The organism is Bradyrhizobium sp. CCBAU 53338, from assembly GCF_015291665.1.
Lineage (GTDB): Bacteria > Pseudomonadota > Alphaproteobacteria > Rhizobiales > Xanthobacteraceae > Bradyrhizobium.
This window is the reverse complement of the sequence record NZ_CP030048.1, coordinates 1,919,166-1,941,963: the sequence shown is the minus strand read 5'-3', so window position 1 is coordinate 1,941,963 and position 22,798 is coordinate 1,919,166. Positions and strand designations below refer to the sequence as shown.

General features: G+C 61.1%; 22 protein-coding genes and 2 pseudogenes. 12 read left to right on the top strand and 12 right to left on the bottom strand.

Annotated features, from left to right (window positions below; all coding sequences use genetic code 11):
* The first annotated feature begins 76 nt into the window (after positions 1-76).
* Both XH90_RS09195 and dinB read left to right on the top strand, forming a co-directional pair.
* Positions 77-2,236 (top strand): exonuclease domain-containing protein, encoded by a 2,160-nt coding sequence (locus XH90_RS09195; RefSeq protein WP_246755740.1) that lies wholly within the window; start codon positions 77-79, stop codon positions 2,234-2,236.
* A gap of 70 nt (positions 2,237-2,306) precedes the next feature.
* Positions 2,307-3,410 (top strand): DNA polymerase IV, encoded by a 1,104-nt coding sequence (gene dinB, locus XH90_RS09190; RefSeq protein ID WP_194480624.1) that lies wholly within the window; start codon positions 2,307-2,309, stop codon positions 3,408-3,410.
* A gap of 7 nt (positions 3,411-3,417) precedes the next feature.
* Here dinB and XH90_RS09185 read toward each other — a convergent pair whose 3' ends face one another.
* A complete protein-coding gene (locus XH90_RS09185) occupies positions 3,418-3,615 on the bottom strand; it encodes a DUF3606 domain-containing protein (protein ID WP_194480616.1) in 198 nt (65 codons plus the stop codon).
* Positions 3,616-3,725: 110 nt separating this feature from the next.
* Here XH90_RS09185 and ligD point away from each other — a divergent pair, with 110 nt between their 5' ends.
* Positions 3,726-4,646: a non-homologous end-joining DNA ligase gene (gene ligD / locus XH90_RS09180; protein WP_194480614.1), complete on the top strand. Its 921-nt coding sequence runs from the start codon at positions 3,726-3,728 to the stop codon at positions 4,644-4,646.
* 1 nt (position 4,647) lies between these two features.
* Here ligD and XH90_RS39775 read toward each other — a convergent pair.
* From XH90_RS39775 to XH90_RS09170, 3 genes and pseudogenes are all read right to left on the bottom strand, one after another.
* A pseudogene (locus XH90_RS39775) lies at positions 4,648-4,834 on the bottom strand (cell envelope biogenesis protein TolA); the annotation flags it as partial.
* Positions 4,835-4,852: 18 nt separating this feature from the next.
* On the bottom strand, positions 4,853-5,065 hold the full coding sequence (locus tag XH90_RS09175; protein WP_194480612.1) for a hypothetical protein: 213 nt from the start codon (positions 5,063-5,065) through the stop codon (positions 4,853-4,855).
* A 19-nt stretch (positions 5,066-5,084) separates the two neighbouring features.
* Entirely contained in the window at positions 5,085-6,011 is a 927-nt protein-coding gene (locus XH90_RS09170; protein WP_194480610.1) for a Ku protein, read from the bottom strand.
* Between the two features lie 149 nt (positions 6,012-6,160).
* Between XH90_RS09170 and XH90_RS09165 the strand changes: the two genes are divergently transcribed.
* From XH90_RS09165 to XH90_RS09145, 5 genes are all read left to right on the top strand, one after another.
* Positions 6,161-6,562 (top strand): hypothetical protein, encoded by a 402-nt coding sequence (locus XH90_RS09165; RefSeq protein WP_194480599.1) that lies wholly within the window; start codon positions 6,161-6,163, stop codon positions 6,560-6,562.
* A gap of 151 nt (positions 6,563-6,713) precedes the next feature.
* Positions 6,714-7,991, top strand: coding sequence for a DNA repair exonuclease (locus tag XH90_RS09160; RefSeq protein ID WP_194480597.1), 1,278 nt, complete (start codon positions 6,714-6,716; stop codon positions 7,989-7,991).
* Positions 7,991-11,488, top strand: a complete 3,498-nt coding sequence (locus XH90_RS09155) for an AAA family ATPase (protein ID WP_194480595.1) — start codon at positions 7,991-7,993, stop codon at positions 11,486-11,488. The genes XH90_RS09160 and XH90_RS09155 overlap by 1 nt, the downstream gene beginning before the upstream one ends.
* A 41-nt stretch (positions 11,489-11,529) precedes the next feature.
* Complete coding sequence (locus XH90_RS09150) at positions 11,530-11,979, top strand: hypothetical protein (RefSeq protein WP_194480594.1); 450 nt, start codon at positions 11,530-11,532, stop codon at positions 11,977-11,979.
* A gap of 1 nt (position 11,980) precedes the next feature.
* Positions 11,981-12,706, top strand: coding sequence for an SOS response-associated peptidase (locus XH90_RS09145; RefSeq protein ID WP_194480592.1), 726 nt, complete (start codon positions 11,981-11,983; stop codon positions 12,704-12,706).
* A 144-nt stretch (positions 12,707-12,850) separates the two neighbouring features.
* Here XH90_RS09145 and XH90_RS09140 read toward each other — a convergent pair whose 3' ends face one another.
* The 4 genes from XH90_RS09140 to XH90_RS09130 form a co-directional block, all read right to left on the bottom strand.
* Positions 12,851-13,258 carry a hypothetical protein gene (locus XH90_RS09140; protein ID WP_194480590.1) on the bottom strand — a complete coding sequence of 136 codons (408 nt, stop codon included), beginning with the start codon at positions 13,256-13,258 and terminating at the stop codon, positions 12,851-12,853.
* A 16-nt stretch (positions 13,259-13,274) separates the two neighbouring features.
* Positions 13,275-13,475: a hypothetical protein gene (locus XH90_RS09135; protein WP_194480588.1), complete on the bottom strand. Its 201-nt coding sequence runs from the start codon at positions 13,473-13,475 to the stop codon at positions 13,275-13,277.
* 195 nt (positions 13,476-13,670) lie between these two features.
* Positions 13,671-13,805: a hypothetical protein gene (locus XH90_RS39605; protein WP_256442511.1), complete on the bottom strand. Its 135-nt coding sequence runs from the start codon at positions 13,803-13,805 to the stop codon at positions 13,671-13,673.
* Positions 13,806-14,056: 251 nt separating this feature from the next.
* Complete coding sequence (locus tag XH90_RS09130; protein WP_371748330.1) at positions 14,057-14,404, bottom strand: winged helix-turn-helix transcriptional regulator; 348 nt, start codon at positions 14,402-14,404, stop codon at positions 14,057-14,059.
* Positions 14,405-14,862: 458 nt separating this feature from the next.
* Here XH90_RS09130 and XH90_RS09125 point away from each other — a divergent pair, with 458 nt between their 5' ends.
* A complete protein-coding gene (locus tag XH90_RS09125) occupies positions 14,863-15,849 on the top strand; it encodes an MDR family oxidoreductase (protein WP_194480586.1) in 987 nt (328 codons plus the stop codon).
* A 109-nt stretch (positions 15,850-15,958) separates the two neighbouring features.
* Complete coding sequence (locus XH90_RS09120; RefSeq protein WP_194480584.1) at positions 15,959-16,417, top strand: DUF2147 domain-containing protein; 459 nt, start codon at positions 15,959-15,961, stop codon at positions 16,415-16,417.
* A gap of 305 nt (positions 16,418-16,722) precedes the next feature.
* Here the strand turns inward: XH90_RS09120 and XH90_RS09115 are convergent, their stop codons facing one another.
* The 4 genes and pseudogenes from XH90_RS09115 to XH90_RS09100 form a co-directional block, all read right to left on the bottom strand.
* On the bottom strand, positions 16,723-18,777 hold the full coding sequence (locus XH90_RS09115) for a PAS domain-containing sensor histidine kinase (RefSeq protein WP_194480582.1): 2,055 nt from the start codon (positions 18,775-18,777) through the stop codon (positions 16,723-16,725).
* A gap of 114 nt (positions 18,778-18,891) precedes the next feature.
* Positions 18,892-19,302 (bottom strand): response regulator transcription factor, encoded by a 411-nt coding sequence (locus tag XH90_RS09110; RefSeq protein WP_194480580.1) that lies wholly within the window; start codon positions 19,300-19,302, stop codon positions 18,892-18,894.
* A 357-nt stretch (positions 19,303-19,659) separates the two neighbouring features.
* Positions 19,660-19,899 (bottom strand): annotated as a pseudogene (locus tag XH90_RS09105) (porin); the annotation flags it as partial.
* A gap of 248 nt (positions 19,900-20,147) precedes the next feature.
* Complete coding sequence (locus XH90_RS09100) at positions 20,148-20,342, bottom strand: hypothetical protein (protein WP_194480578.1); 195 nt, start codon at positions 20,340-20,342, stop codon at positions 20,148-20,150.
* Positions 20,343-20,599: 257 nt separating this feature from the next.
* Here XH90_RS09100 and XH90_RS09095 point away from each other — a divergent pair, with 257 nt between their 5' ends.
* Complete coding sequence (locus tag XH90_RS09095) at positions 20,600-21,316, top strand: thermonuclease family protein (RefSeq protein WP_194480576.1); 717 nt, start codon at positions 20,600-20,602, stop codon at positions 21,314-21,316.
* Positions 21,317-21,325: 9 nt separating this feature from the next.
* Positions 21,326-22,795 carry a hypothetical protein gene (locus tag XH90_RS09090; protein ID WP_194480574.1) on the top strand — a complete coding sequence of 490 codons (1,470 nt, stop codon included), beginning with the start codon at positions 21,326-21,328 and terminating at the stop codon, positions 22,793-22,795.
* Positions 22,796-22,798: the final 3 nt, after the last annotated feature.

Below are 22,798 nucleotides of genomic sequence, written 5' to 3'. Positions count from 1 at the left end.
GCGCAGACAGACTATTGACTTTCTGCATTGGATCGGAACAAAGATAGAACGACCGAATCCCCCGAACAAGGTCCGCGTGGCCAAGCTTCCGACATTGCAGACATTTTATTATCTCGACCATTTCGCCGAGATGCTGGAATTCGTCCGGAAGACTTACGCCTCGATCCTTACCGCGGATCATCACGCGTTCCTCGCCTGCTTCGACCGCATGTCGAGAGACGCTCGCTGCCTGTTGATCCGGATGGTCAACCGGCGTGGCGCGATCTTCAACCGGTCGCTATTCAATTATCCCGAGATAACGGACATCGAACGAGCGGCCACCGAATTGATGTCCGTCGGGCACACTCGATCTCTCGGCGAAGCCGACTACGCGGCCTTCGTCGCCCGCCTTCCCAAGGACGTTTTGGTGACGGGAGCGCAGGCGGCAGGGCGGGGCGACGTCCGAAAGTCGTGGGCGAAGTCCAAGTTCGTCGACTATTATCTCGAGCAGATCCCTTTCTCGGTGGCCGCTCAGCACTGCGGCGCCCACAAGTTCATCGCCCTCGACGGCACGCGGCCGATCGAGTTCCTGCTCTATCTCTATTTCGGCAAGACCGAGGTAGATCTGAAGAACTTCGCCCTTCGCGACCTCGGTATTCTTCGGACCAACCGGGAAACGTCGTTCAGCGCACGGTTCACAGACGGCGACGAGGCGCTGTCGTGTTTTCACCACAGCCAGATCCTCGATCGTCTCGAGGTCAAATCGGACGCCGTCTACCGGCAGGCAGCCATCGACATTCTTGCAGGCCCTATCTGCGGGACGGATTACGCCGCCGATCTCCGCAGCCGCGCCGCGCATCAGACCGGCCTGTTCTTCGAACGGGCCGGTGAGGGCGGTCTCGCCCGGCAGCTTTACCGCGCGGGCTCCTCGCCCGACTGCAACGAGCGCTTGGCTCGCCTGCTCTACAATGAAGGCGACCGCGTCGAAGCCGAGGAGTTACTGCAGCGGATGATAGACGACCCCGCAAGCGACGGGGAGCATCTCTTCGCGACCGATTTCTACGCGCGAAAATTCGGGGGGCGACGCACCGGGCTCTACACCGAACTGCTTCGGTCCGGCCGCGTCATCACGGTCGACGACACTCATCGCGGCAATCCCGAAGCGGGCGTGGCCGGCGTATTGCGGCGGGAAGGCGCCACAGTCTTCCATACGGAGAACGTGCTGTGGCACACGCTGTTCGGCCTCTTGTTCTGGGACGAGCTCTTCGAGCGCTCGCAGCTTCCCAGCGGCTTCGATTGGTTGCCGCAGTGCCTGAGGGACCGCAGCTTCTGCCGGCTTTTCGCGCCATCGATCGAGGAGAAGCTCGAAGCCATCGGATCCGGACGCGCTCTCCCGACGCTGCTGCGCACCGTCGCGCAGCACTGGGGGCGGCCCAACGGGATATTCGCCTGGGATCATGTGCAAGTCGAGGCCTTGCGAGCACTACTTGAGGGGGCCGATCAGATCGGCGTCGCGCAGATCGTCCGCACGATGTGCGAGGATTTCGGCGGCATGCGGGATGGTTTCCCCGACCTGATGGTGGTGCGCGACGGCAAAGTCTCCTTCATGGAGATCAAGGCGGAAGGCGATGTCATCCGGCGCAATCAGCTGACCCGCCTCCACCAGCTCGGCGCCGCAGGGCTCCTCGCCGAGATCGGGCGCGTCGATTATCGCTTCGATCCCGAGCAGGATTACGTCGTGGTCGACATCGAGACCACCGGCGCCTGGTCGAACGGCGACCGCATCACCGAGATCGGCGCCGTCAAAGTCCGCAATCATCAGGTCGTGGACGAATGGCACAGTCTGATAAATCCGCAGCGGCCGATCCCGGGGAAGATCGTTCAACTCACGGGCATCACGCACGAGATGGTTCGCGATGCCCCGGTGTTCGCGGAAGTGGCCGATAGCTTTCTGCATTTCATGGGCGATGGCATCTTCGTCGCTCACAATGTGAATTTCGACTACGGTTTCATCGCCTACGAGTATGAACGGCTGGAACGTCGCTTCCGATTTCCGAAACTCTGTACGTGCGCCGGTATGCGGCGGCGCTACCCGGGACATAAGTCCTACGGCCTCGGAAAACTCTGCGAGATCTACGGGATAGAGCTCGACAATCATCATCGGGCGCTCTGCGACGCACGAGCTTCCGTTCACCTGCTCAACCTCATCAACCGGAAACGCGACGAAGAGGTCGCGCCGAACGCAGAGGCTGCCTAACTGCTAGAGTTCCTTCAGCGACCGACGCCGCCATGCGGACTTGTGACGCGGCCTCGTTTAACATCGCACTATGAACGCATCGGATCAGGAGCAGGCTGCCGTTGAGACGACCACGCGCAAGATCATCCATATCGACATGGATGCCTTCTATGCGTCGGTCGAGCAGCGCGACAATCCGGAGCTCCGCGGCAAGCCCGTGGCGGTCGGCGGGTCCGCGCAACGCGGCGTCGTCGTAGCGGCGAGTTACGAGGCTCGAAAATTCGGCGTGCGCTCGGCAATGCCGTCCGTCACCGCTAAGCGGCAGTGCCCGGACCTGATCTTCGTGAAATCGCGCTTCGAGGTCTACAAGGCGATCAGCCGGCAGATACGAGATATCTTCGCGGAGCACACGCCTATCATCGAGCCGCTTTCGCTGGACGAGGCCTACCTCGACGTCACCGAGAACCTGCAAGGCATCGCCCTCGCCCGCGACGTCGCGCTGCGAATACGCGAAAAGATCAAAGCGGAGACCGGCCTCAATGCTTCGGCCGGCATCAGCTATAACAAGTTTCTTGCGAAGCTCGCATCCGACCACAGAAAGCCCAACGGCCAGTTCGTCATCTCTCCGGAAACCGGTGCCGCATTCGTCGAAACTCTGCCGGTCGGCAAATTCCATGGCATCGGTCCGGCGACGAGCGCGAAGTTCAACGCATTGGGGATCTTCACCGGGCTCGACATTCGAAACCAGGACCTCGCATTCCTGCAGCACCACTTCGGCAAGTCGGGCGCCTACTACTACTGGATTTCGCGCGGCGTGGATCACCGCCCGGTACGGGCCAACCGGATCCGGAAGTCCGTGGGCGCGGAGAATACTTTCTCAAGCGATCTTGCCGAGTTCGACGCTTTGGTGGCGGAGCTTCAGCCGCTCGTCGACAAGGTCTGGCGCCACTGCGAGGCAACGGGTAACCGAGGCCGGACGGTAACGTTGAAGGTGAAGTTCTTCGATTTCGAGATCATCACGCGCGCCCGTTCCGTCTCGGTCCAGGTGGCCAGCCGAGCCGACCTGGAAGGCCTGGCAGTCGCTCTGCTGCAGGCCGAGATGCCGCTGCCGAAGGCCGTCCGGCTGCTGGGGGTGTCGCTGTCGTCCCTGCAGGCCGAAGACCGAACCGAGCCTCAACTCGATCTGCCGATCTGAGCCGCCCTCAAGCGCGCTTTCCACGCCCGAGCTTCTTCTCGACCTTCTTGCGGCTGTTGCCGACCTTTTTGACAGTCTTCTTCACCGCGGAAGCCGATCGTCCCGTCTTCTTTGCCTCGTAGCGCACTTCGTAGTCCTGACCTCGCGCGACCCGCGCCCGATCCTGCGTGCGTCCACGTGCCGTTTTCTTCTTCGCTGCCGCCATGGCATTTCTCCTGCGTGCAAATGGCGGAAGTGCAACGCTTCAAGGATTCCCGGGTTCCGGAACGAATCCGACGGCCCCAGTTTGAATCGGTTGATGTATGGAGTCTTTGCGTGGCGTTTCAGCGCAAAAAACCGGAGCCGATTGGCGTCAAAACTCCCTTCCCCGGCTTCGTCGAACCGGCACTTGCGACCTTTGCCGATAAGGTCCCGTCGGGAGCCAGATGGATTCATGAAATCAAGTTCGATGGTTATCGCGTCCAAGTCCATCTCGCGAATGACGGCGTCAAGATCTTCACCCGCCGAGGACACGACTGGACGCATCGCTTCAAAAAGGTCGCTGCCGACGCCTGGCATGTGAAGGCAGGCTCCGCCATCATCGATGGCGAGATCGTGGTGCCCGCGGTCAACGGTACTAGCGACTTCGCCGAGCTCATCAAGGAGCTCAAGGGCAGCTCGACCAAGATCGTCCTAGTTGCGTTCGACCTGCTGTACCTGAACGGCCGAGACTTGAGGAAGCTGCCGTTGCTGCGACGCAAGGCCGAACTCAAGAAGATCGTTTCCGGTACGGAAATACAATTCAGCGAAAGTTTTGAGATCGAGGGTCGCGCGATGTTTGCGCACGCCTGCAAGATCGGACTCGAAGGCGTCGTCTCGAAAGTCAAGGAAAGTGTTTATGCCGGTGGCCGCGGAAACAACTGGGTCAAGAAAACCTGCGCGCAGCGGGAGACCCTGACGATCGCAGGATTCGCTCTCGACGAAGGCAAATGGGACGGCATCTATCTCGGTCGCCGCAAGGGCGACGACCTCATCTATGCAGGCAAGGTGGACCATGGCTTCGACAAAGTATCGGCCGCCGATCTGCAGAAGCGCTTGAAGCCTCTTATCCGAAGAACGCAGCCCTATGCAAAGCGCATCTCGCACAAGGGCATTTGGGTCGAGCCCAAGCTTCTCGCCGAAATCGAGTACCGGACGAAGTCGGCAGAAGGCAAGGTCAGGCACGCGTTCTTCAAGGGGCTGAGAAAGGATATCTGATCTTTGTCAATGTGCATGCGACAACTGCCGGCGGGTTGAAGCGGCTCTCGTCCGTCTCCTTGGCGAAGTCCTGCTAAAAAGATTGCTGCCCGCCCCCAAGCCTCGAGCGCTGCCTCCATCGATGGTGCAGCGACCGCCAAATCGTAGAACCCAAGCGAGGTCTGGGACGTTTTGAGCTTCCTAGCCATGAAGCGTGCTGGACGGATCTAGCGCCTGCGCGCGACCCAGATACCGAGCAGGAATGCGACGAAGAGGGACTGCAACGGAGACTTCACTGCGACCTCGCGCAGCCGATCGGCCCACATCATGGCGACGTCTTGCGACGGCGAGCGTGGAAGCAGGCCAGGCTGCTCAGCGCCACCCGGTTCACCCATCAGCCCGGAGGCTTCCGTCATTGCGGAGGCTTCTCTCATATCCATGCGGTTCTCCTCACAATCGTCAGGCGGACCTTCGTTGCGACCTGGGGGCCGACTTCTTCGGCGCCGCCTGTTTGGCCGGTTTCTTACCGGCGATCGGCATCAGCATCTCCTTCTGCCCTTCGGCCGCCCTCCTTCTCTTCTTGGCCGACTTCGAAGGTTTGGTCTCGGTGGAGGCATCGCCGACGCTCCGGCGCAGCGCCTCCATCAGATCGACGACGTTGCTCGCGGCCGGCCGCTCCTTCGGCACGATCGGCTTGCCGGAGCGCTTCTGATTGATTAGGTCGATCAAAGCGGTCTCGTACTGGTCTTCGAATCTCTCGGGTTCGAAGCGACCGGACTTCTGGTTCACGATGTGCTTGGCCAAGTCCAGCATATCCTTCGTGACCTTCACTTCTTGAATCTCGTCAAGGTATTCCTGCGGGTCCCGGACCTCGTAGGGATAGCGCAACAACGTACCGACGAGGCCCTTTTCCATCGGCTCGAGCGCGATGATGTGCTCGCGGTTGGTGAGCACGACCCGCCCAATCGCGACCTTATCCATCTCCCGGATGGTCTCGCGAATTACGGCGAAGGCGTCATGCCCGACTTTTCCGTCCGGACGCAGGTAGTACGGCCGGATCAGGTAGCGTGGATCGATCTCCTGCCGGTCGACGAACTCGTCGATCTCGATGGTACGCGTGCTCTCCAGCGCGACGTTCTCGAGTTCCTCCTTGGTGACCTCGATGAACGTGTCCGTGTCGACCTTATAGCCCTTGACGATGTCCTCGGTGGGCACCTCATCGCCGGTATCGGCATCCACCTTCAGGTACTTGATGCGATGCCCCGTCTGGCGGTTGAGCTGATTGAAGCTGATTTTCTCGGACTCGGACGTCGCCGGATAGAGCGCCACCGGGCAGGTCACGAGCGACAGCCGGAGAAAGCCTTTCCAGTTGGCTCGAGGGGCCATTTACACGGTTACTCCAAGGGCTGTGGCTGGATTCAAGACGAACGAGAAGGCTTGGTTCCGACAATCGATTGTCGCGCACCGGATGATTTTTCGAGTTTTGAACCTTCGGCGGACTCGACTCTTTTGTTCATGATATGTTCTAATGCGGCATGTCCGATCGCCCCGCGAGCTGGCGCATGCCGACCCGAAAGCAAATGGAAAGGCTTGCCGCCTCTGCGGTCGGCAGAAACGCGCCGGTACCGCCCGCGGTGGGCCCGCCAGACGATCTGCCTCCGGAATACTGGCAGGCCGTCCTGGACGATGCTGCCGCCGACGCCAGACCTCCCGCCTACCCGGTCCAAAAGCAGCGGCTCTGCGACATCCCGCGGCACGTGTTGCGGGTCGCCTGCCGCCGCTGCGAGCGGATTCTCGAGATCCAAAAGGCCGACGCGGTCCGCCTCTACGGGTCCGAAACCTTTTGGGAGGCGGTCGGGCAGCGCCTGCTCGATAACACCTGCAGGCAGAGGACCGGCCGTCACGAAGAGGACGGGTGCTGGCCAACCTACGAATGAACGCGAACCGAGGAATTAAGCAGCGCGTGCGAGGGCAGCCCAAAGTGCTGGGGATATCTGGGACGGCGGCTGCCGCTCGTCGATGACAATCGAATCGCGATTCGCGCGGCGCAGTAAACTTTGCTGATTCGACTCAGGATGAGTAACCATCATGACCGCCTACCGCTTCGTGCATGCAGCCGATGTCCATCTGGACTCGCCGCTGCGTTCGCTCGCTCTGCGCGATCCGCGGCTGGCGGAATTCGTGGGCGACGCCAGCCGTAAAGTGCTCTCGCGCATCGTCGACTTGTGTCTCGACGAGCAGGTGAACGCCCTCCTGATCGCCGGCGATCTTTATGACGGCGAGCAGACTTCGATGAAGACGGCGCGCTTTCTCGCCGAGCAGTTCCTCCGCCTGCATTCGGCCGGGATTGAGGTCTTCATCATCCGCGGCAATCACGACGCGCTGTCGAAGATAACGAAGGAGCTCGTCCTCCCTGGAAATGTGCACTTGTTCGGCGGGCGCGCTGAGTTCGTCGAGATCCCGCGGGATCGCGGGGAGCGGCCGATCGCGGTCCACGGGCTCAGCTTCGCGAAGCCGCACGCACCGGAAAACCTTCTTTCCAAATATCGCCCGCCCGTCGCCGGCGCGGTCAACATCGGTCTCATGCACACCAGCCTCGACGGTTCTCCTCCTCACGACGTGTACGCGCCGTGCAGCGCTGCCGAGCTCCTCTCATCGGGTTTCCGATACTGGGCGCTCGGGCACATCCACAAGCGCTCTACGATCGAGGGACCTTGCACGGTGGTGATGCCCGGCATTCCGCAAGGACGAGACGTCGGAGAACATGGTCCGAAGTCGGTAACGCTGGCCAGCGTGCTCGACGATGGATCGATACAGATCGAAGAACGCATCGTCAGCTTGGCGCAATTCGAGCGCGTCTCCGTTGACGCCTCCGGGGCCGCGTCGTGGCCCGACTTGGCCGCTCGGATCGACAGAGCTTTGGTCGAAGCCGCCGGTCGATCGGCATCCGATCACACGGTTGCGCGACTTGCCCTTTCGGGAACGACTCCGATGGCATGGACCTTCCGTCGCGACGCCGATCTTCTGCGCACGGAAGCCGAGACGCGGGCCGAGGCGATAGGCAACATCTGGATCGAAAAAATCGACACCGCCTGCCGAAGATCGGTCGTCGATGATGCGGAGAGCGCAGATCCGGTCGAAGCTCTGCGAAGGACGATGAGCGACGAAATCGTCGGATCGGAAGCATTTCGGGCGGAAGCGGGCGTTATCGTCAACGACCTTCTGGCGCAACTCCCCCCGGAATGCCGACGGAGCCTGGCTCCGGACGAGACCGGCCTGGACCTGCTTGTCGGTCGCCTCGCCAGCGAGGGGTCGGAAGAAGTGTTGGCACGGCTCGCCGTCGGCAGCGCGCAGGAGGTCCGCTGATGCGCCTTCGAAAGCTCGGCCTTCGCCGCTACGGCAAGTTCACCGACGCGGTCATCGATTTCGGAGAATGCTCGGCCGGCGCCTCCGATCTCCACATCGTCTATGGCCCCAACGAGGCCGGCAAGTCCACCGCGATGTCGGCGTGCATGGACCTGTTCTACGGCATTGGCCATACAAGTCGGTTCAACTTTCTGCATCCATATCCGGCGATGCGCATCGAGGCCGAACTCGATATCCTCGGGACCGTACGTGCCTTTTCCCGGATCAAGGCGCCGCACAACAGCCTACTCGACGATGCGGGAAATCCTGTTCCGGATGCCGTACTGCTCGGCGAACTCGGCGGCTTAGATCGCGGCGCGTATCAGACGATGTTCAGCCTCGACGACGAGACGCTGGAAGCGGGCGGAGAAAGCATTCTCGCCAGCAAGGGCGACCTCGGTCATCTACTATTCTCCGCGACAGCCGGGCTCGCCGATCTCAGCGATAGGCTAGGCGCCGCAAGATCGGAAGCGGAAAGCTTCTTCCGGTCGGGAAAACGATCGGGGCTCCTTGCCGACCTCAAGAAGGAGTTGTCAGCGCTCAAGGATGAGAGGGATCGGACCGACACGCTCGCTTCCGACTATTCCCGGCTCGTCATCGAGCGCGACGAAGCGACTTCCGCGTACGCCGAGGCTATCGCCCAGCGCGGCCGGACGCAGGCCCGTATCGACGAAGTGCAACGCTTCCTCAACGCCTTGCCGAGACTTCAAGCCTTGCGGTCTCTTCGGGCGGATCTGCTTCCACTCGCCGCGTTGGCCGACGCGCCATCTACCTGGGCCGACGATCTTCCGGAGTTGATGACCCGGCAGACGACGCTGGCGGCTCAGACGCGAACGATCGCGGAGAGCATCGTCGATCTGCGGGAGCAGCTCGAACGGCTCGTCGTGAACGTTTCGGCTTGCGGGCTGGAGAAGCGCGCCGAGTTGCTGATGGACCTGCGTGCAAGGCACATTACGGCGGAGAAGGACCTTCCCGATCGCCGTCTTCGCCTCGGGGTCGCCGAACAAACGATCTTGCGGATTCTCGGCCGCATCGATCATGCCTCGGAGCAGGATGCCGCACAGCTCATCTTGCCGGCCGCCGTCACTGGACCGCTTCGGGACCTGATGGAGCGACGCTCTGGGGTGGAGGCCGATCTCGCCGCGGCCGAAGCCGAAGTCGACAAGGCGGCCGTGGCGTTGTCGTTCGCCGAAATGAAGATCGAAGGGCGCGACGCAGGCTTCGACGAGGCGGCAACTGGCGCCTTGACCGCGGCCGTTGCGACGGCTCGCCAAGTCGGCGACGCGGCTCGGTTGCGTACGGCCCATCGCATGTGTCGCGAGCGCGCGAATGAACTCGACGATCACTTGGCCGACCTACGTCCTTGGGCCGGAGACAGGATTACCCTCTGCGAGGCGTCGGTGCCGACGCAAGCACAGCTTCAACGTTGGGCAGCGATTGAAGCGGACCTCTCCCAAGAAATCACGGCACGACATGGCGAACAGGATCGCCTCGCCGCCCAGGCAGAACGTCTCGATGCGAGAATCGCGGCGCTCGGTGCCATGGTCGGCTTCGTCAGCGACAAGGACGCAGGCGAAGCGCGGTCCGCGCGCGAAGCCGCCTGGGCCGCTCACAAGGCGGAGCTGGACGCGACGACGGCGGCCGCGTTCGAGGACGCCATGCGCAAGTTCGATCTGATCACAGAGCAGCGCTTCACCCATACGGCCGGCATCGCCGAATTGAACAATGCTCTGTTGGAGCAAGCCGAGATCCGGGCGGCCCTGACGCAGCTCGGTCGGCAGCTTCAGGAGAGCCAGAAGAAGCGTATGGCCGTGACCGAGGAAATCGAGAAGGCGATCAGCGCGATCGGTCACGGCCTCGACGCTTCGGTCGGAGTATCGGGGCTGCACCAATGGGTACGGAAGCGCGACGCGGCGGTCGATGCCCACCGAAAACTGCTGGCGGCCGAACGAGAGTTTCACGATGCGCAGACCGAAGCCGCTGTCTCACGGGAGCGGGTTGCCGGCATGATGCGTTCGGCGGGCGTGCAAATCCGCGAAGACGATGACGTCGCCGCGATGTTGGCGGCCGGCCAGGCAGCGCTCGATCGCACCGTCGACACCAAGAACGCACGTGCGGCGATCGAGGATCGGCGACGCGAGCTGAGGTTTCGCGAGCGGAAGCTCGGCGATGCCCGGCTGGCCGAGGAAGCCTGGAGCAAGGCTTGGGAGGAGATCTGCGCTTCCTGTTGGCTCGGACAACGCGAAATCCGACCCACGACCGCCATCGTGCGCGAAACGCTCGAAGCTCTCGCGGAGTTGGACTCGGCTCTGCAAAAGCGATCGGAGTTGACGGACCGCATCACGAAAATGCAGCGCGACCAGATCCAGTTTCAGACCGAAGTCGAAGCGCTCGCCGCCTTGATCGGGCTGCCGCAAGACTCCTCGGACGTTCTCGGACTTTGTCATGCCGTCATGGACTGCATCGGGGCCACGGCGAAGATACTGGACCGACGGACGGAGATCGAAGCGCGACTCGTCGCGGAGCAGGACAAGGCGCGGGCGCTTGCGGATGAAAGTGCGGAGGTGGATGCCCGGGCGAGCCTCATGACGAGCCACTTTGGCGTCGCATCGTTGACGGAAGTCGACGGTCGCTTGCGCGCGATCGCCCGCAGATCCGATCTCGATGCACGCTTGATCCAGGCCCGCGACGAACTGCTTCAGGGAAGTCGGGCGGAAACCATCGAGCGAGCCGAATGCATGCTCGACGCGGTCGATCGCGTCTCATTGGAAGCGGAATTGATCGCCCTGAAGCAGCGGTTCGAAGATGAGGACGGTCGGAGCCGCGACCTGTTCTCCGCACGAAACAGGGCTGAAGACAGAATAGCCGCCGTCGGCGGCGACGCCGCTATCGCGCGCGTAGAAGCGAGACGGCGTACGGTGCTACTCGCCATCGAAGACAAGGCATTGGCCTATCTCAGGCTGAAGCTCGGGATTGCGGCGGCAGATAGGGCCTTGAGCGCCTATCGCGACCGACATCGTAGTTCGATGATGAAGCGTGCGTCTGAGGCATTTTCCCTGATCAGCCGGGGTTCCTACACCGAGCTTCTTACGCAGCCGTCGAATGGCAGCGAGCTCTTGATCGCCAAGGGATCCGACGGCAGCTCAAAAATCGCTTCCGAGCTGTCGAAGGGCACGCGCTTCCAACTGTACCTGGCACTGCGTGTAGCCGGATATCACGAATTCGTACGCGCCCACACGCCCGGCCCTTTTCTCGCCGACGACATCATGGAGACGTTCGACGATTTTCGGGCGGAAGAAGCCTTCCGGTTGCTCGCCGGGATGGCCGCCGTCGGCCAGGTCGTCTACTTCACTCACCATCGTCATCTCTGCGAAATTGCCATGGCCATCGAGCCGGCGACGATCGTCCATGACCTTCAGTCGGGTACAAGCGTTCGGGCGACGAGCCGGGCGGCATAGTCGACATATGGTTCGTTGCTTTGCAAACCGAAGGCGCCCGGATGGCACCGAAGCACCATGCCACGCCCCTCTCTGGAGGTGACCGAAAGGCGCTGAGCAAAGAGCTCGGGAAAGCCCGGGCAATGACTACGATCCTTGCCGCCAAGTCCGCGGAAGCGAGGGCGGAGGGCGAGGCCCTGATCCGGACGGCGGACAGGCTGCTCTGCGAAAGCTGGAACGAGCGCATGTGGTCCGACGGCGAGCCGATCGATCCATCGCCTGGCGTCGACCAGGCCATCAACGGCGGCTACCCGTGGCTAGAAATCGCGTGCTCTCGCTGCAAGACAAAGCGCGACGTCGATCTCGCCGCATTGCGCCATCAACCCACCACGTTCGTGCACGACTTGGCAAGCCGCCTTCGTTGCAGCAAGTGTGCTAAGGCTGGTCGCCGCCCCCCAGCCACGCTGCTTCAACTGGCTCCACGTCCGCGCCACCCATCATCCGATCCCTGACATGTGCAACCTCTATTCCATCACGACAAACCAGGCCGCCATCAGTGCGCTGTTTCGGGTCGTCAACCGATACGTCGGCAATCTCGCGCCAATGGCCGGCGTGTTTCCGGACTACACAGCCCCGATCGTGCGGAACGGGAAAGAAGGCCGCGAGCTCGCGACGGCGCGTTGGGGCATGCCCTCGTCGCAACAAGCCCTTCTGGAAGCCACCAAGAAGCGCGCCGCGAAGCTGGAAGCCAAGGGCAAGTCCGTCGATTTCAACGAGCTGCTCCGGATGGAGCCCGACAGCGGCACGACGAACATCCGCAACGTCAAAAGCAAGCACTGGACGCGTTGGCTTGGGCCCGCCAACCGCTGCGTCGTCCCGTTCAACAGCTTCAGCGAATTCAACAAGTCCGAAGGTGGTGACATTTGGTTCGCGATCGACGAGACCCGTCCCCTCGCCTGCTTCGCCGGCATCTGGACGAACTGGACGTCGGTGCGGAAAGTGAAGGAAGGCGAAACGACCAACGATATCTACGCTTTCCTGACGACGGAGCCGAACGCCGAAGTCGGCGCCATCCATCCAAAGGCGATGCCGGTGGTCCTGACCACGCCTGACGAGGTAGAGACTTGGATGACCACGCCTACCGAAGAGGCGTTGAAGCTACAGCGGCCGCTACCCGATGGCGCGCTCCGGATCGTCGCGCGGGGCGTGAAGGAAGACCCTGCCGGATCGGCGATGTGACCGACGGAAGCGGCAGCTAAGGCGAGGCAACTTCATCGTCGAAAGATCATGGCGTTGAAGGGGAGGCGTTCCAGATGGTGGAGCGCCGGGTACGATCAAGATCCGCCGGGCAACCGTAGTCGTTCCTCGCTTGTACGACGTCCATCAGACCGCGGTTGCTCGGGCACAGGCGCGAGCAGCGCGTCGACGCCTCCGCTGCTCGCGCTTCGGCAAGCGCGCGGCAGTTGGCGGCGGTAGCGGGGGCGCAGCAGAAGAGATGGATGCGAAGGAGGGGCCTTCGGTCGCCGGCTCGGGATCGCGCGGACGAGCTTCCATGACCTCCAGAATGACGCGTCCTTTATCGGTGATGCGCCAGCCCCCGTCGGTTCGTTCGACCAACCCTTGCGAGAAGATGTTCAGATCAGGTACGCACGCCGCGAGACGCGTGGTCCGCTCGGACCAATCCCTGCCGCTAGTCGCGAGGATGGCCATGTCACGTTTCAAGTCAGCCATGACGGCAAAGCCGCCCGGATAGCTCACGAGAATCTTGAGCACCGTGACCTGAAAATTCATTCCGACGGCCGCGCGCCTAGCGCCACATCGTGGGCGCATCGGTCAGGGCCCGGCGCCCCCCCCATCTAAGACGATCGACCGAGGTATCGCCGCGAGCGGCGGTCTCCAGGATCTTCGACGCCACACGTGCACGAATGCCGGTTTCGCTGACGGCAACGTGTGCGCAATCCTCGTCTAAAACTGCGCGCACAAGAACGGTCGTCGCATTGTCGGACATGAAATGCCTCCCGCCTGAGAAGCCCACCGTATAGCAATTCGACCGGCTGACGATTCAAAATCGCACGCTATCGGAAAAAACGGCAAGCCCTATTCGTAAGCTTAGCAGCGCGGGCTGGCCTGGGTCTCTCGCGGTGACCCGCTAAGGCGTCCGGATCGCACTCCTAGGGAGCTGCGCCCTCCCGGAGGCGCAGGCTTACAGGATTGGATTGACGGGACCGGCGCCCTCGATCGCTTCTACCACCGACGCTGCGGGCAGGATCACCTTGGGCATGGGGTCGTTGGGGTCGCCGTAAACGACGAAGCCGAGCCTCTGATAGAAGCTGACCACGGTTCTGTTGGCGGCGACCAGGGTCAGGGCGAAGATGCCGGTACGAATGACGATCTGATAGAACTCGGCAAGCGCGCGCCCATCAAAACCGTCCCGATACCCTGTCTCGGCATGCTCGCGTAGAAGGCAACAGTGCTCAGTTGGCCGAGGAAAATAGCCCGACTGCGAGCGGTTGTGCGCACCGGAGCCGAGATCGAGTTCGTCGTCTTTTTCAAGCCTAATGCGACCACGCCCGCACGCATCGCTCCATTTTACGTCATAGGGAGCACGCGTTGCGCTGCTGATCCACAGGCGCAGTGGGGCTGGGAGACGCCTTCGATTGAACCACCATATTGTTCGCCCCAACTCCGGAGCGAAAGCAGAATAGGCCCGAGGCTTTGGCCGAAGGGAGAGATTTCATATTCCACCTTCGGAGGAATCTGCGGATAGCAATGGCGTACGATCACACCATCGGCCTCCAGCTCGCGCAGCTGCAGAGTTAACATCCTCTGCGTGGCGTTAGGAATGGCCCGCGACAGCTCCATGAACCGCTTCTTGCCGGCAAAGAGATGAAACAGGATCAGCGGCTTCCACGTACCGCCAATGACGGACAACGTCACTCCGACCGCACATCCGCTCTTCGCGTCGAACCGTTTCGGACGAATGGACGCCTCCTTACAACATCTACAACCATTGCGCGCTCCGACAGGTCCGGAGTGCCTGCGCCAAACTCTCCGCTCACGTTCAGTCCGCCGGCGTCTTGGGCCGTCGATCTCATTGAACGGGCTGTTCAGTTGCAGCTCTCCATATCACATGACGATCCTAATACAATAGATATCGATACAGCGAGCCGGCATGCGATATGCCAACGGGCACAAGGACATACTCAGGTTTCCTGTTCGCGCCTTGGAGCGCCGATTCGGCAAACTTCTGGCCGCTATCGAATCGGCCGGAGCCGGCACCTCGGTGCGCGTGGACACCACCATAAATGATAGTATCGGCTTTAATTGTGCCTTCTTGCACCGGGGAGGCGCGATCCTAGGTCTGTGGCCAGCGCAACACCGACCCGGGGTAGACGATGACGTTCAAGGCACTGCTCGCAGCAAAGACAGGCGAGACAATTTCGACCAGCGTGGTCGACATGAACGAGCAAGATCTCATGCCTGGCGATGTCACAGTCGCGGTCGAATATTCCACGGTGAACTACAAGGATGCGCTGGCCATCAGTGGACGCACAGAGATCATTCGCCAGTTTCCCCTTGTTCCCGGTATCGATCTCGCTGGAACGGTGGAAGCCTCCTCCTATTCAGGCATCGCAGTCGGAGACCGCGTCGTCGCCAACAGCTGGGGACTGAGTCAGACCCATCACGGTGGATACGCGCAGAAGGCGCGGCTCAAGGGCGAGTGGCTGGTCAAGATCCCGAGCCCGTTCTCGACAAAGGACGCCATGGCGATCGGCACGGCCGGTTACACCGCGATGCTGTCGGTGCTCGCCCTCGAACATGGCGGCGTTACCCCGCAGCGCGGCGACATTCTCGTCACCGGAGCCAATGGCGGCGTCGGGTCCATCTCGATCGCACTCCTCTCCGATCTTGGCTATCGCGTCGTTGCATCGACCGGACGCCTTGAGGAAGCTGATTATCTGCGGAGCCTCGGCGCGGCCGAGGTCATCGATCGGCGGACGCTCTCGGAGCCCGGAGCCCCGATTTCGCGCGAGCGCTGGGCTGGCGCAATCGACTCAGTCGGCAGTCATACGCTGGTAAATACGCTGGCACAGACGCAATATCGCGGCGTAGTGACGGCCTGCGGCCTGGCCCAGGGCGTCGATCTTCCCGGAACGGTTCTGCCGTTCATTCTGCGCAACGTCACGCTTGCAGGCATTGATTCGGTGAACGCCCCACAGGACGCCCGCATCGAGGCGTGGTCGCGTTTGGCAGGCGATTTAGACCTGAACAAGCTTGCCCGGACGGTACAGGTGGTCGGCCTCGCAGAGGTCCCGGATGTGGCGCACCAAATATTCGCAGGCTCAGTCCAGGGCCGCACGGTCGTCGACGTGAACACCTAACTACACTGCACCCGAGGTGTCTGGCGACACCTCAATGAAATCAGGTTGCACGGTAGCGAGACAATCGCAGCCGTGCCCGGGATAATCGTACCCCTTGGAGACCACCAGAATGCGCATTTTGAAACGATCAGGCGTTATCGCCCTCACCCTGTCCGCTGCACTCACGTCCTTCGGGGCTTGGGCAGAAAATACCTCGCCGGTCGGCTTGTGGAGAAACATCGATGACGTCAGCGGCAAACCGAGAGCGCTGATCCGGATAACGGAATCGAACGGCACCCTGCAAGGCAAGATCGAGAAAGTATTTCCCGGCCCATCCGAAGATCGAAATCCGAAATGTGAAAAATGCGAAGGTGCGCTCAAGGACGCCCCAGTGATCGGGTTGGTCATCCTCAGCGGACTGAAGAAGGACGGCGACGAATATACTGGCGGCAAGATCCTCGATCCGGACAATGGCAAGGTCTACAGCAGCAGAATTCGTCTGGGTGACGGGGGCAAGAAGCTCGACGTGCGCGGTTACGTCGGCGTGTCGCTGCTGGGGCGTTCGCAGATTTGGGTACGCCAGGACTAGCTGGCCGCGACTTCGTCGCGTCGGGGATTCCGCTTCGCTCTGCGAGGAATCATCTTCGGCTATCCGGCATATCGTGTTGATTCAGCGATCAACTGACGTTTTTCCGAACCTGTGTCGCTTGGGCTGACCGGTACTGGCGGGCCGGCAGCGAGCCCGCCTCGCCGGCGTCGGCTGAGCCGTCGCACCGCGATGCCGGCGGGAAGGTGGCCTCCGGGATCCGAAGCGCTGAGCCTCGGATGCGGGCGGCCGCAAATCCGGCGTATATGCTTACCGCCAGCGAGCGTCTGGCGAGCGATTCAAGTAGGTTATTTGGCAGCAGGCAAAACAAAGGAGAAGCGCGCACCTCCCGAAGTGCTGACGTTTTCGGCCCGTATGCACCCGCCGTGCGCCTCGATGATTGAGCGGCAGATCGGAAGTCCCATACCCATGCCGTGCTGTTTGGTCGTGAAGAAACTGTCGAACAAGAGGGCGAAGTTGTCGTGATCGATACCCGGCCCGCTGTCCTCGACGACACAACTAACACCTGCCGGGTCCGCGACTGCGGTTCGAATCGTGATCCTCCGCTTATGGCAATCCGATTGCACCATCGCTTGCATCGCATTGACCGCTAGGTTGACAATCACCTGCTGAAGTTGCGTCCGGTCGCCGAGGACAAATGACGAGCAACGAGAGGGTTGGTGCGATACCACCACCGCACGCGCTTGCAGTTCGGGGCGAATGAAGAGAAGCGCTTCCCGGATAACCTCGTCGAGCGACACCGCACTGCGCTCGGGCGCGCGATGCTCGGCCATGGAGCGGATTCGGGCAATCACATCGCCAGCGCGATGGGCATCCGCCACAATTTGGTTGATAAGTTCGCGCACCTCGTCGACGTCGGGCTCGGCTTGTCCGAGCCAAGTTAGACTCGCTTCTCCGCTCGAGGCAATGGCTGCCAGCGGCTGGTTCACTTCATGCGCGATCGAAGCCGAAAGTTCGCCGAGCATGGAGACGCGCGCCGCGTGCGCGAATTCACCACGTACACGCTGCAGCATCTCCTGCGCTCGATTGCGCTCCGTAATATCGAGCACTCCCGCCAAGCCCGCCGATCTGTTCTCCGGCGAGTACCAGACAGTAAAATCAGCGTCGAAGACCGTGCCATCGAGTCGTCGAAGCCGGGTTTCGATCGAGAAGCTAGGTTTTTGATCGAGGAATGTAAGGATGGCCTCCATGTAAGCTGGCCAACTCTCCTCGGGCCAAAACACCTCCGGTGATACGAGCAGATCCTCCTTGCGCCCGCAGCCGAAGAGAACAACGCTGCGGTCATTCACGTCTACGATCCGCGTAGCCCGCATGATCTCGCGTATAATGCCTGGATTATCGCGGAGGTACTTTTTGACATCAGACACGCCCGCAGTCCGCAGTTGTCTGATTACCTGCCTTACCCCAGAGAGATCGAGCTCGAAGAACGAGACAGCCATCGCCTTGAAGAGGTTCTGGTACCGTTGCTCACTCGCACGGAGCGCCAGTTCGGATTTCTTGCGCTCGGTGATATCGATCACACCTACCACGATGGTACCCCCGATCAGGTCCCTAGGCGGATAGGCGATCGTGAAGAGTGCATCAAAGACAGTGCCATCGATTCGGCGCAACCTGCATTCCATCCAGTAATTGGGCCTCCGTGCGATCCCACTCAGCATCGCTTCGATAAAGACGTGCTCGCTTTCTTCGGGCCAAAAAGGTTCGATATTTCCAAGGAGTTCACCTTTACTACCTCTACCGAATAGGACCACGGTCTGGTCGTTTACGTCCACCACGCGCGCAGACCTCATCATCTCGCGTACAAACCCACGATTCTCGATGAAGAACTTTTTGAAATCGGAAACGCCAGATCTGCGCAGCGCCCGCAACCTCTCATTTACGTCCGAGACATCAAGCTCCCAGAACGAAGCTGCCATGGCTTGGAACAAGTTGCGATAGCGACGCTCGCTGAGCCGCGATGCCTGTTCGAAGTCCGTCGATCCGGCTAAGTCCCGCCCGGTCTCAACGATATCGATAGGTTTGCCCATCGGGTCATATCGTACGGATAAGTGAACGTGCACCAGCATTTGCCTGCCTTGCGCCGACTTCCGCTTAACCTCTCCCTCCCAATGGCCCGTCGCGAGGCAAATGGCTTCGACGTCGGCTGTTGAAATGGCATAGTCGCAGTGCAGGATGACACTTGCGAACTTCCCGACGGCGGCCTCGCGGACGTAGCCGTACAGCGTCTCTGACGCCTTGTTCCATGCCTTTATGCAACCATCGAAGTCGCGGACGAAGACGCTTTCCCCGACAAGGTCGAGGATCTCGAAAGGCTCAGGTGTCACCCCAACATCTGCTGTCATTGCTGTTCCAACGCTTTCACGAGGGTCTGCCTAGAGACCGCGTTAAACAGTCTATCGGGTCGCTGAGCTCCACTAGCCAGTGTAGTAACTCGACCACTTCCGCCGACGAGCCCTTCAAATCCGGGGCGAGGTCCTCCGCTGACGGTCGCGTTCGATGGCTATAGCGACCGCGTTCAGAATGTCCTGATTACGGAAGGGCTTGATCAACAGATCTACGGCGCCGTGTTTCATCGCCCTTTCCGACACCGGAGCATCACCACGACCCGTCATCAGAACCACAGGCAGTTGGTTGCCGAGATCTGCCAACTTCGTTTGGAAATCGAGCCCGCTCATGCCAGGCAACCGCACATCGAGCACAATGCATCCGGGCAAATCGACAGGTTGTGCTTCGAGGAAGTCCTGCGCCGATCCATAACAACGTGTCTGCAGCCCAACGGACCGAAACACGCTATCTAGCGCACGTCTGAGCGAGCTGTCGTCATCGACAATGTAAACAACTGCCTCGTTGTTTGCATCCTGCGGCATCTTTTACGCGTCCGCGTACCCAGACAGCTATTCCTAGCATATCGCTGCTTTACCGCCAACAATATCGCGGAGTTTGCCGACTGAAACTGGTCCAAATGGGGCGCTGGGCCTCAGTCTGGCTTGTGCAGGACTGTGCGAACGAGGCCAAGAGAATGAACTCGGTGGGATCTGATATGCCGCTACCGGGCCGAGTACGGCATGCTTCGTACCTAAGGCCTCCGCCTTCTTTCAACGGGTTGACGGTTACGGAGCGACCATTGTCTCTCCGCGCCTATCTGCTCGGAAGATGGGTAAACAGCTTGCCGTGTGAGCCTACTATCCGATGCCTTCCCTTCTACCGACGCGTGGAATAGCCAAGGCCTGATCGACACGCACCTGACCAACGAGGTTCGGCGAACGCGAACCGCCGACCGCATTGGAGCCGTAGGAGCCGCCGAGCATGCCGGACGCGGTCGCGCCAGTCATGTTGATGTTGCCGGCCTGATACTACTGGCTGGCATCTTCAGCCGAGAACGCCGCGGTCACGCCTTGGCCGGAATCGGCAGTGTGGGCGAACTGGGTGACGCCGGCCATTGTGCCGCTGCCGCCGACGAGGTTCTCGACGGCCTTACCGTCGGTTTCGGCATGGATTTCGGACCGGCCGAGATCTTGAGGAAGCTGTTGCCGGAAGGCCGACGCTCGAGACCCGAAGACATGTCGTGCAGCGCTTCCTGCATGTCCGCATGAGCAGCATGTCCCACGAGCTCCTTCGCTGCCTCGATGTCGTCCGGATGCGTGAACTCGTCATCGTCCGCGCGTTGACCGCTGTAAGCGGCAGATCGTGCCTGATGCTCGGGGCGAGTGAGTCATCCGGCCAGAAGGCTCGGTCGGAACAAGAATCCTTCGGCGCGCTGACCCAGCAGCAAGTGTCTGAGGTGCGCGTCGGGGTTGGGCGAAAAGCGATAGACCATTCCATCTAATGTCGTCGGCAAGGGAATGCCGAGTTCCAGAAGCTTTCCGCTACCACTGGTCTTGAAGCGCTCAAGTTTCTTGGAACGCATGATGCGAGGCCTCCAGGTCCATCGATTCGAAGAGAGCCGCCATTGTCGCTCTTCGGTCCGACCGGAATCAATCTTCTGCCCCCCCTTCGCGTGCTCTGCTACACACCGTTCCTAGGGAAAACCCTTGGTCTGCGTCGCTCGGCCTCGTCGGCAGACCTCGACATACCGTGGACTTTGGTCGCATAGCTGCTTCGCGCCGTGGTTTTCAATAAAGATTGCAGTATACCGTGGTTTGGGGTTGTTGGGGGAACAGTAAGATGCGGTTGATCGCCTTTTTTTGGCTCGCCTTGATCCTGCCCACGTGCGCGGCCGAGGTGAACGGGGTTCCCCAAATCGTCGATGCTGACACCGTCTACGTGGGCGCCCTCAAAATCCGTCTGCAGGGCATTGACGCACCCGAAATGGATCAGGTCTGCTTGGATCAAGCAGGCAAAACTTGGCAATGCGGTATCGAAGCTCGCTCGGCATTGGAACACCATTCCGCCGGTCGCTCCTGGCTGTGCCGAACATCCGGCGCCGATCGGTATGGACGAGCGCTGGGGACCTGCTTCGTCGAGGGCCGGGACCTGAACGGTTGGCTCGTGAGTGAAGGCTGGGCATTGGCGTTTCGGCGATATTCCCTGAACTACGTGACCGACGAGGACGTGGCGCGCGCCGCCCAGCGCGGGCTGTGGAAGGGGTCCTTCGTCGCACCATGGGACTGGAGGAGACGCGGCTCCGCCACGCTCGTGCTCGGCGCCAATTCAGTGCCCACCGACGCGCAAAAAACCATGATCGCCAGATCTCTGACGGAGAAGCCCCCTGCCCCCAATTGCACGATCAAAGGCAATCTGCGGGCGACGCCTGCATGCATCTACCATTTGCCTGGCGGGCAGTTTTACGATCGGCTGGTCATGACGGACACCAAGACGAGGCGCTGGTTCTGCTCAGAAGCGGAAGCCGTGGCGGCCGGCTGCCGGCGTTCGAAACTCTGATGCGATAAGATGATTTCGAAACCCGCAAATCGCCCGTCACCCATAGCCCGCCTTCGCGAGCTCTTCGGTCAAGCTCAGCATCCGTATCGCCCCTCAACCCAGGTCTTTCTCGACCTGAACGTCGAGACCGTCGCCCGCGAGATGAACCTGGCGCAGCGGGGATCCGAACGCGGAGCGGACGGCCGGCCGCAACAAAGCGCCGGCACGATGGACGATGTCGAACACCAGATCGTCGAGCGTATCGAAGCGCACAAACAGGATGCCCATTCAATCTACCTTGAGCATCTTCATACGTACGACCAGCGCCTCGCCGCGCTCAACTTCGAGGAACGCTTCGCGGTGATCCAGCAGGCGGCTCCGGAGGCCGTCGGTGACTTCGCAGCGGAAGCGACTCTAGGCAGAGACGAACTCTTCGCCTTGCGCCGACGGCTGAACGAATCCGAACTGGAAAGGGATGGTTTCCGCAAGAAGCACGGCATTACACGTCCGGCCCGTCTTGCGAGCTGGGGCAAGATCTATCTCAAGGTCGGCGTGCTCGCGGTCCTGTTCGTGGTCGAGATCGTGATCAATGGAACATTTCTCGCCAAGGCCAACGAGCTCGGCTACGTCGGCGGTGCCGTCCAAGCCACCGTGTTCGCTGCATTCAACATTTTGGTCAGCTTCCTGTGGGGGCTGCTCCCGGTTCGACTGATCAATCAGCGCAATCCGTTCCTGAAGCTGGTGGGCGTCGTCGGGTTGATCGGGTATTTGGTCTTCGCCGTCACACTCAATCTCACTCTCGCCCACCTTCGGGAGATTCCGCCCGACATAGCCATCGACGTGGGCCAGGAAGTGCTCAAGCACATCCGAGCTGCTCCGTTGGGATTGACGGACGTCATGTCGTGGCTTCTTTTCGGCGTGGGATTCGTATTTTCGCTTATCGCCATGGTCGATGGCCTGACGTACTTCGATCCGTACATCGGCTATGCCGGTCTGGAGCGGCGGTGGAGCGATGCGAGCACCAAGTTCACCGATGCGAAGTCGGATCTGATCGATAGCCTGCGAGATATCCGGGACAGGGCGTCGGAAGCGATGAACGACGCTGTTCACGACCTGACGGTCCGTCGATCGGAATTCGACGCGATGCTGCGTGACAGGAGCCGCCTCGCCCAACGCTTCTCCGAACATCAGTCCCACATCGAGCGCGCCTGCAACGCTTTGCTTCAGACCTACCGCGAAGCGAACCGAAAAGCTCGCTCCACGCCCGCGCCATCGCACTTCGACCGCCCTTACGCGATGGAGCGCATCGTGCCGGCGACTTCGGGACCGGAGCCCGCCGCCGGCGACGAACTCCACCGTACGATCGTTCAGACGCAGGAACTCCTGAAAGGACAAATTCGGGCGATCAACGACGCGTTCGACAAGGCTGTCCAATCGTACAGAGAAATCGACGACTTCTTCCCAGAGGCAGGGAATGGGAATGGCAAAACGTCGAAGTAGGAA